At 39.7% G+C, this 6,896-nt stretch carries 5 protein-coding genes; all 5 read right to left on the bottom strand.

What is annotated here, in order from left to right:
• Window positions 1–342: 342 nt before the first annotated feature.
• Genes C9J40_RS17310 through C9J40_RS17290 form a run of 5 tightly spaced genes read right to left on the bottom strand, consistent with a single transcriptional unit; the run spans window position 343 to window position 6,896 of the window.
• Window positions 343–2,169: an extracellular solute-binding protein gene (locus C9J40_RS17310; RefSeq protein ID WP_107207689.1), complete on the bottom strand. Its 1,827-nt coding sequence runs from the start codon at window positions 2,167–2,169 to the stop codon at window positions 343–345.
• Window positions 2,170–2,221: 52 nt separating this feature from the next.
• On the bottom strand, window positions 2,222–3,058 hold the full coding sequence (locus C9J40_RS17305) for an ABC transporter ATP-binding protein (RefSeq protein WP_107207690.1): 837 nt from the start codon (window positions 3,056–3,058) through the stop codon (window positions 2,222–2,224).
• A 34-nt stretch (window positions 3,059–3,092) separates the two neighbouring features.
• Window positions 3,093–3,959, bottom strand: coding sequence for an ABC transporter ATP-binding protein (locus C9J40_RS17300; RefSeq protein ID WP_107207691.1), 867 nt, complete (start codon window positions 3,957–3,959; stop codon window positions 3,093–3,095).
• 14 nt (window positions 3,960–3,973) lie between these two features.
• The gene (locus C9J40_RS17295; protein ID WP_107207692.1) at window positions 3,974–5,827 is read right to left on the bottom strand and encodes an extracellular solute-binding protein; all 1,854 of its coding nucleotides are present in this window, start codon (window positions 5,825–5,827) and stop codon (window positions 3,974–3,976) included.
• A 25-nt stretch (window positions 5,828–5,852) separates the two neighbouring features.
• Window positions 5,853–6,896 (bottom strand): ABC transporter permease, encoded by a 1,044-nt coding sequence (locus tag C9J40_RS17290; protein WP_107207693.1) that lies wholly within the window; start codon window positions 6,894–6,896, stop codon window positions 5,853–5,855.

Genomic DNA, 6,896 nt, shown 5'->3' with positions numbered 1-6,896 from the left:
ATTCATCATAAAATGATGAATGAATTGACTGTGCTGATACTTACGTATCAATTGGTCACTAGTATCATTGATAAATCTTTCGACTTAACTTTTCAACGAGTGCCCACACAGATTGCATGGTCAAATTATTAAAGAACAATACTGATTTGGTTGCTAGCCAATGGCTTGCTCCGTGTCAGTGAGGTCGCATTATAGGGAGATTTTATGTCCTGACAAGCCCCTGAAATAAAAAAAATACGCGACTGGTCAACATTCAACCAAAAAAATATTAATTCGTATAAAAAACAAAAAAGCACGTAGTGTAATACGTGCTTTTATTTATCCTACGAACCTTAAATACGTTTAATTTGGCTTATATTTGTCATCGATTACGGTTTTAGAACCGAAACTATGATCTTTTTTAACTGCTGATTTCGTTTCTTTTTTTACGTCATTGTCGATCCAATACACGCCTAAATCGCGTAGGCCACCATGCGTAAATAACATTTGTGTTTTTTTCTGCATTGGCTGTTCTGGATATTTCATCCAACGCCAGTACGCTTCGCGTGTATAGGGAGCCATTAATCCAGGTATTACTACTGTTGCATCGTGAACAACGGCTTGTATCTGACGGGAGTACCTTTCTTTATCTTGAGTTGATAGCGCATTACGAAAGTTCATAATTAACTGATCCAATTCAGGAGTACTAAAATTAGTAAAGTTATTATTTTGGACTTTCCCTGCATTAGCACTATGAAAATACTCCCAATATTGAGGTTGCGGTGCTGTTCCCATTGAATGGAAAGACACATCATGTTTTTTCTCTAACGCATACTTAAATGCAGAAGAGCCATCAATTAAATTCATTTTAATTTCTAGCCCAGCTAATTTTGCTTGTTCTTTCAAATAAGCCAAACGAGGGGTTACCACTTGGTGGCTATAGGTAAAAGCAAAACTCAACCTTTGCTTTTGGTCATTGAGACGAATGCCATCAGAGCCAATAGTTGTAAACCCAGCTTTTTCAAATTCTGCGATCGCTTTGTTTGGTTCAAAAGGTAATGGTTTTAGCTCTTGATTACTAAAGTTACCCTGCCCGACCCCTAATCCATGAGGTTTACGTACAAAATCACCACGCAATACGTTTTTATTTAATCCATCAATATCTAAAGCATATGCAATACCAGTACGAACGTGGATATTATCAAGCATGGGTTTATCGGTATTTAACCAAAAACTTCCAGCCCCAAGTTCAGGCTCGCTGTATCCCCAAAATTTATGAATATAGCCATTTTTAAAAGGCTTGGTATCTGACTTTTCATGCCATAGCTCAGGACGTCCTAAATAAAATATATCTAGGTCACCTTTTTGAAAGTGCTTAAAGGCAATATCGCTATCACGAATGACTTTGATCCTGATTTTTTCTACATTATATCGGCCTTTATAATAGCGATTACCGTATCCCCACCAGTCTTCACCAACATGCTCCATGGTAATGGATTTACCTTTTTTGATCTTACCTACATGATAAGCACCCAGTGTCGGTTCCGCTTTAAAGTTAAAACGGCGCACGAAGTTATCATCAACACCATCGTTATTTTCATCTTTGGTTGGCGTATAAAAATGTTCAGGTCGAGGCTTTAAGCGATGAATACCATATAGCAGATCGGCTTCATCTTTTTCAGTTGCGAAAACAATCTCCAAAGTATGCTCATCCAGCGCAGTGATACGTTCAAAATATTCAGAATAAAATGTGTTGTACCAAGGATCGACAATATCTTTTGAAAGATAAAACGTTAGCATGTAAATATAATCAGATGCTTTGAGAGGCTTCCCATCTGACCATTTGGCTGCTGGATTTAACTTTACATAAATAGTCTTTTTGTCTTCACCAAAGGCCCAATGCGTTGCAAGATCAGGAATATATTTTTGTGTGTCAGGGTGGCGCTGAAGTAATTGCGGTTGCCCATCTAATAGCCAAACACGAAACTCACCGTTACCATCAGGTCCTACGGTTCGAAATGTTTGCGGAAAACTAGAGATATGGGTGCGCAACGTCCCTCCGAATTTTGCATCAGATGACGCAAAAAGAGGCTCGTTATTATTTGTAATCCACTCAACGTTTGAAGGTAACTCCGCCCACGATAAAGTAGGTAATAAGACTGCTGTGGCAGTTAAAATCTGTCTAATCATCGTTCATCCTTGAGCATTGCTTTCAATCACACTTTATTCGACATCATAACGATTAAGCGACGTCAGCTTTTTTTTCGTTATGCCTTTTTCTTTTCCTGTATTTTGGATGGGTGATTGGAATCGCTGATAGTAACGTTTTGGTGTAATCAGCCTGAGGATTCGCATAAATATCTTTTGCTTTCCCCATTTCAACAACTTTTCCGAAATACATCACGACAAGGTTATCTGATATATGTTTAACAACGGATAAATCGTGAGAGATAAAGATCATGGCTAGATTCATCTCTTTTTGTAACTGCAACAATAAATTTAAAATCTGCGCCTGTACTGATACATCAAGAGCTGACACGGATTCATCACAAATGAGTAATTTAGGTTTGAGTGCTATCGCTCTTGCAATGCCAATGCGTTGACGCTGACCACCAGAAAATTCATGAGGATAGCGATTAACTGAAGATTCCGGTAACCCCACTTTAATCAGCAATTCTTTAACCCACTTTTTTCGCTCTTCAGGTGTTCCTATTTTATGGATAACAAAAGGCTCTTCTAAGATCATGCCAATGGTATGGCGCTGGTTTAGTGATTCCATTGGATCTTGAAAGACAATCTGCATGTCTTTTCGAAGCGGTCTCATTGCCTTAGTAGATAGATCAGTAATGTCTTTACCTTCAAAAAAAATTCGTCCTTCTGTCGGTTCAAACAACTTGAGGATAGTTCGACCTAATGTACTTTTCCCACAACCTGACTCCCCTACAAGGCCAAGTGTTTCACCCTGTGAAACTGAAAAGGAAACGCCATCTACCGCTTTTATAGTGTAGCCTTTTTTGAAAATACCTTTACCTGAAACAAAGTGCTGCTTGAGGTTTTCAATCCTTAAAATCTCTGACATAACATCACCTTAATATTAGACTATGAACGCTGGCTTAACCCTTAAACTCTGGAAACAAGGTGATATCAATCGGTTTGATTTCTATCGGTTGTTTGGGCTCACTATCCAGACTTGGCATCAATCCCATTAAGCGTTCGGTATAAGGGTGTTGAGGGTTATCAAATAGATCAAATATCTCGGCATATTCGACAACCTTTCCCCCATACATAACAGCAACTTCATCACAAATCTCAGCCACAACACCTAAGTCATGCGTAATAAAAATCATGGCCATACCCGTTTCTTCTTGAAGTTCATTCATTAATTCAAGAATAGACGCTTGTACCGTTACATCGAGTGCGGTTGTCGGCTCATCACAAATAAGTATGTCAGGTTTACAAGCCAGCGCCATGGCTATCATGACTCGCTGGCGCATCCCTCCAGATAAATTATGTGGATACTCGTTAAAACGTTTTTCTGGATAAGGGATCTTTACCTTATTTAGCATTTCAACTGAATAGGCAGTCCGCTGCGATTTATCGAGATCAGGACGATGCAGTTCCAACACTTCATTGAGCTGTCGTCCAATGGTATGAACAGGATTTAACGCCGTCATTGGATCTTGAAAGATGATCGAGATTTTATTGCCACGCATGGCATACATTTCTTCTGCCGGCAAAGTGACCAAATCAGTACCACGGTACAAGATCTGGCCGTTGGTTATTTGCCCATACGGTTTGGGTAATAAACCCATTATGGACATAGAAGTGACACTTTTACCGCAACCAGATTCTCCAACTAACCCTAGCGTTCGGCCTTTATAAACATCAAAATTCACGCCATGAAGAATTTTTACCACGCCATCATCTGTCGAGAACTCAGTCTCTAAATCACGTACGCTTAAAATGATCTCATCTTGCATCATTCACTCCTACGTTATGGCTTATAGCTATCATCGATAATGACTACAGGATCAAAAGATTCCCCTTTTTTCATTGCTGTTTTGGTTTCTTTTTTCACATCAGAATTAATCCAGAATGTTCCCAATGTTAGATACCCACCATTAGAGAAAACATAATCCGTATCTTTCGTCATGACTGGCGAAGGGAATTGCATCCAACGCCAATAAGCTTCACGTGTGAAAGGAGCCATGTAGCCCGGTACTATTACATAGGCATCTGAAACCATTTTCTGAATATCATGGGAAATACTTTGTTTTTTCTTAGTATCAAATTCGGCAATAAAGGCAGCGATCTTTTTATCCATTTCAGGAGAACGATAATTAGTATGGTTATTGGTTTGAGGCTTTGCGTTTACCGAGTGTAAATATTCCCAGTAAGCAGGAATTTTACCGCCCCCCATCGTCAGATAAGCCAATTCATGTTTCTTTTCTAAGATATATTTGAACGCAGATGAACCATCAATTAGATTCAGTGTTAACTCTAACCCTGCCTGTTTTGCCTGCTCTTTTAAATATGCGAGACGAGGCGTTCGTGCTGGGCGACTATAAGTAACAGCAAACGACAAACGTTGACCTTCATCATTCATACGAATGCCATCAGCACCTACTGTTGAAAAACCGGCCTTTTCAAAGTAAATAATGGCTTTTTCTGGTTCAAACGTCGGTGGAGTTCGGGTAGGACTGTCGAAACCACCATGCCCCGTACCTAGACCATGCGGCTTACGAAGGTAATCACCACGTAATACATTTTTGATCAAACCATCATAGTCGGTTGCATAGGTAATTCCCTTACGGATATTCAAATCATCCAGTAAAGGCTTCGCAGTATTCATCCACAACCCACCAGCGCCCTGAACCGCTTCGTTGTAACCCCATAACTTATGGACGTAACCATTTTGATAAGCTTTTGTATTAGACTTTTCATGCCATAATTCAGGCTGAGCAAGAATGAATGAGTCTAAATCCCCTTTTTCGAAGTGTTTTTTAGCAATATCTTGATCGCGGATCACTTTAATACGGATCTTATCGACGTTATAACGATTTTTATAATAGCGATTGTTGTATCCCCACCACTCATCACCGACATGTTTAAAGGTAATGCTTTTCCCTTTTTTAACTTTATCTACGTAATAAGGCCCTGTTGTTGGCTCTGTCTTAAAGTTGTATTTACGAACAAAGTTATCGTCCATACCATCATTATTTTCATCCTTTACTGATGCAAAATAATGAGCCGGACGGGGCTGTACACCATTACTTGGAAGAGACAACATGTAAAGTAATTCATCATCACTCTTCGCTACTTTTGAGGTAATAACAATGGTGTAATCATCAATTTTTTCAACATTTTCTATATGGTTGATAAAAAAATCATTATACCAAGGGTCAATGATATCTTTCGAACGGTAGTACTTAAGCATGAAGAGGTAATCCTCTGCTGTTACTTTTTTTCCGTCACTCCAACGTGCATTAGGATCTAGTTTGAAATACACCGATTTATGATCATCACCAAATGCCCATTCAGTTGCTAATTGCGGGATCCACTCACCAGTGGTCGGATGAAGTTGGACTAACTTTGGTGCTTCATCCATAAAATATTGGCGAAGTCCTGAGTTAGCATCAGGCCCAACACTACGTAAAGTTTGAGGGAAGCTACGCATAAACGTACGGTATGTACCGCCACGCTGAGCATCTGGAGAGGCAAATAAAGGCTCATCAAGATTAGTTACCCATGTCATATCCGACGGTAACTGAGCCGCAAATGTATTGGGACTGATTGCTGCCATTGAAAGCGCTATCAAAGTAAGCGCACTGTATTTATTATTTTTCATATAACATCCTTGTTTCGCTATGCGACTAAACGTAACGAGTAAATCGTTTTGGGTCAAAAGCGGCACGAATGGCTTCGCCAATAAAGGTAACCATCACTAACACCAACACGATTGATGTTACAACTGAGGTCACAATCCATGGAGAGTCAAGGTTAGATTTTCCTTGCTGTAGTAACTCTCCCCAGCTTGGGGTTGGGGGCATTAAACCTAACCCTAAATAATCTAATGCCGTTAACGCGGTGATGTTTGCCGCAATGGTAAACGGAGCTAATGTCACGATCATTACCATCGTATTAGGTAGTATGTGGTTAAATAAAATCCTACCCGTTGAAGCGCCTAAAGCTTTAGCTGCCATAACATATTCACGTGCAGACTCTTTATAAGTCATGGTACGCATATACCAGGTCATCCCCATCCAACCAAATAAAACGTTGATGGCAACAAACAAAGTAAAGGTTGGCTGAGTGATCGAAACTAAAATCATAATCACATAAAGGAAAGGCACCATTGACCAGATTTCAATTAAACGTTGGACGAATAAATCGAACTTTCCACCAAAAAAACCCATCGCGCATCCTACTGCAGTGCCAATCGCATAAGAAATGGCCATGGTTAATAATGCAAATCCCATAGCGATACGAAAGCCGTATACCAAACGCGCTAAGATATCTCGACCAATAATGTCAGTACCTAAATAGTGTTTATTCTCGAAGTTTGGTGGGTTTGGCGGATAGTCGCCGGAAAAGTCCTGCTCATAGGCATTCCATGGTACTAAAGGCATAATGACAAAATTGTCTCCGCCCTCTTCTTCAAACGTTTTTTGAAGTAAACGGTAATCCGCCTCACTTGCTGTACCTTGACCAAAGTCCTGACCCAGTCGTACATCGGAAAACACAGGGAAACTATAATTCCCATTGTATTTCACGATCAGCGCTTTATTGTTAATGAGTAGCTCGGCAAATAATGACAGCGTGAGTAATACTGCTAAAATAATGAATGACCAATAACCTCGTTTAATCTCTTTAAAACGTTTGATCTTCTTTTGTGTTAATGGATTAATTTTCAACAT

This window comes from Photobacterium sp. GB-72, from assembly GCF_003026095.1.
Classification (GTDB): Bacteria; Pseudomonadota; Gammaproteobacteria; order Enterobacterales; family Vibrionaceae; genus Photobacterium.
This window is presented reverse-complemented; position numbering and strand designations above follow the sequence as displayed.

Excerpts from the sequence above, each read along its gene's own strand:
- C9J40_RS17310 (WP_107207689.1), bottom strand. The coding sequence starts at position 2,169 with ATGATTAGACAGATTTTAACTGCCACAGCAGTCTTATTACCTACTTTA.
- C9J40_RS17305 (WP_107207690.1), bottom strand. The coding sequence starts at position 3,058 with ATGTCAGAGATTTTAAGGATTGAAAACCTCAAGCAGCACTTTGTTTCA.
- C9J40_RS17300 (WP_107207691.1), bottom strand. The coding sequence starts at position 3,959 with ATGCAAGATGAGATCATTTTAAGCGTACGTGATTTAGAGACTGAGTTC.
- C9J40_RS17295 (WP_107207692.1), bottom strand. The coding sequence starts at position 5,827 with ATGAAAAATAATAAATACAGTGCGCTTACTTTGATAGCGCTTTCAATG.
- C9J40_RS17290 (WP_107207693.1), bottom strand. The coding sequence starts at position 6,896 with ATGTTGAAAATTAATCCATTAACACAAAAGAAGATCAAACGTTTTAAA.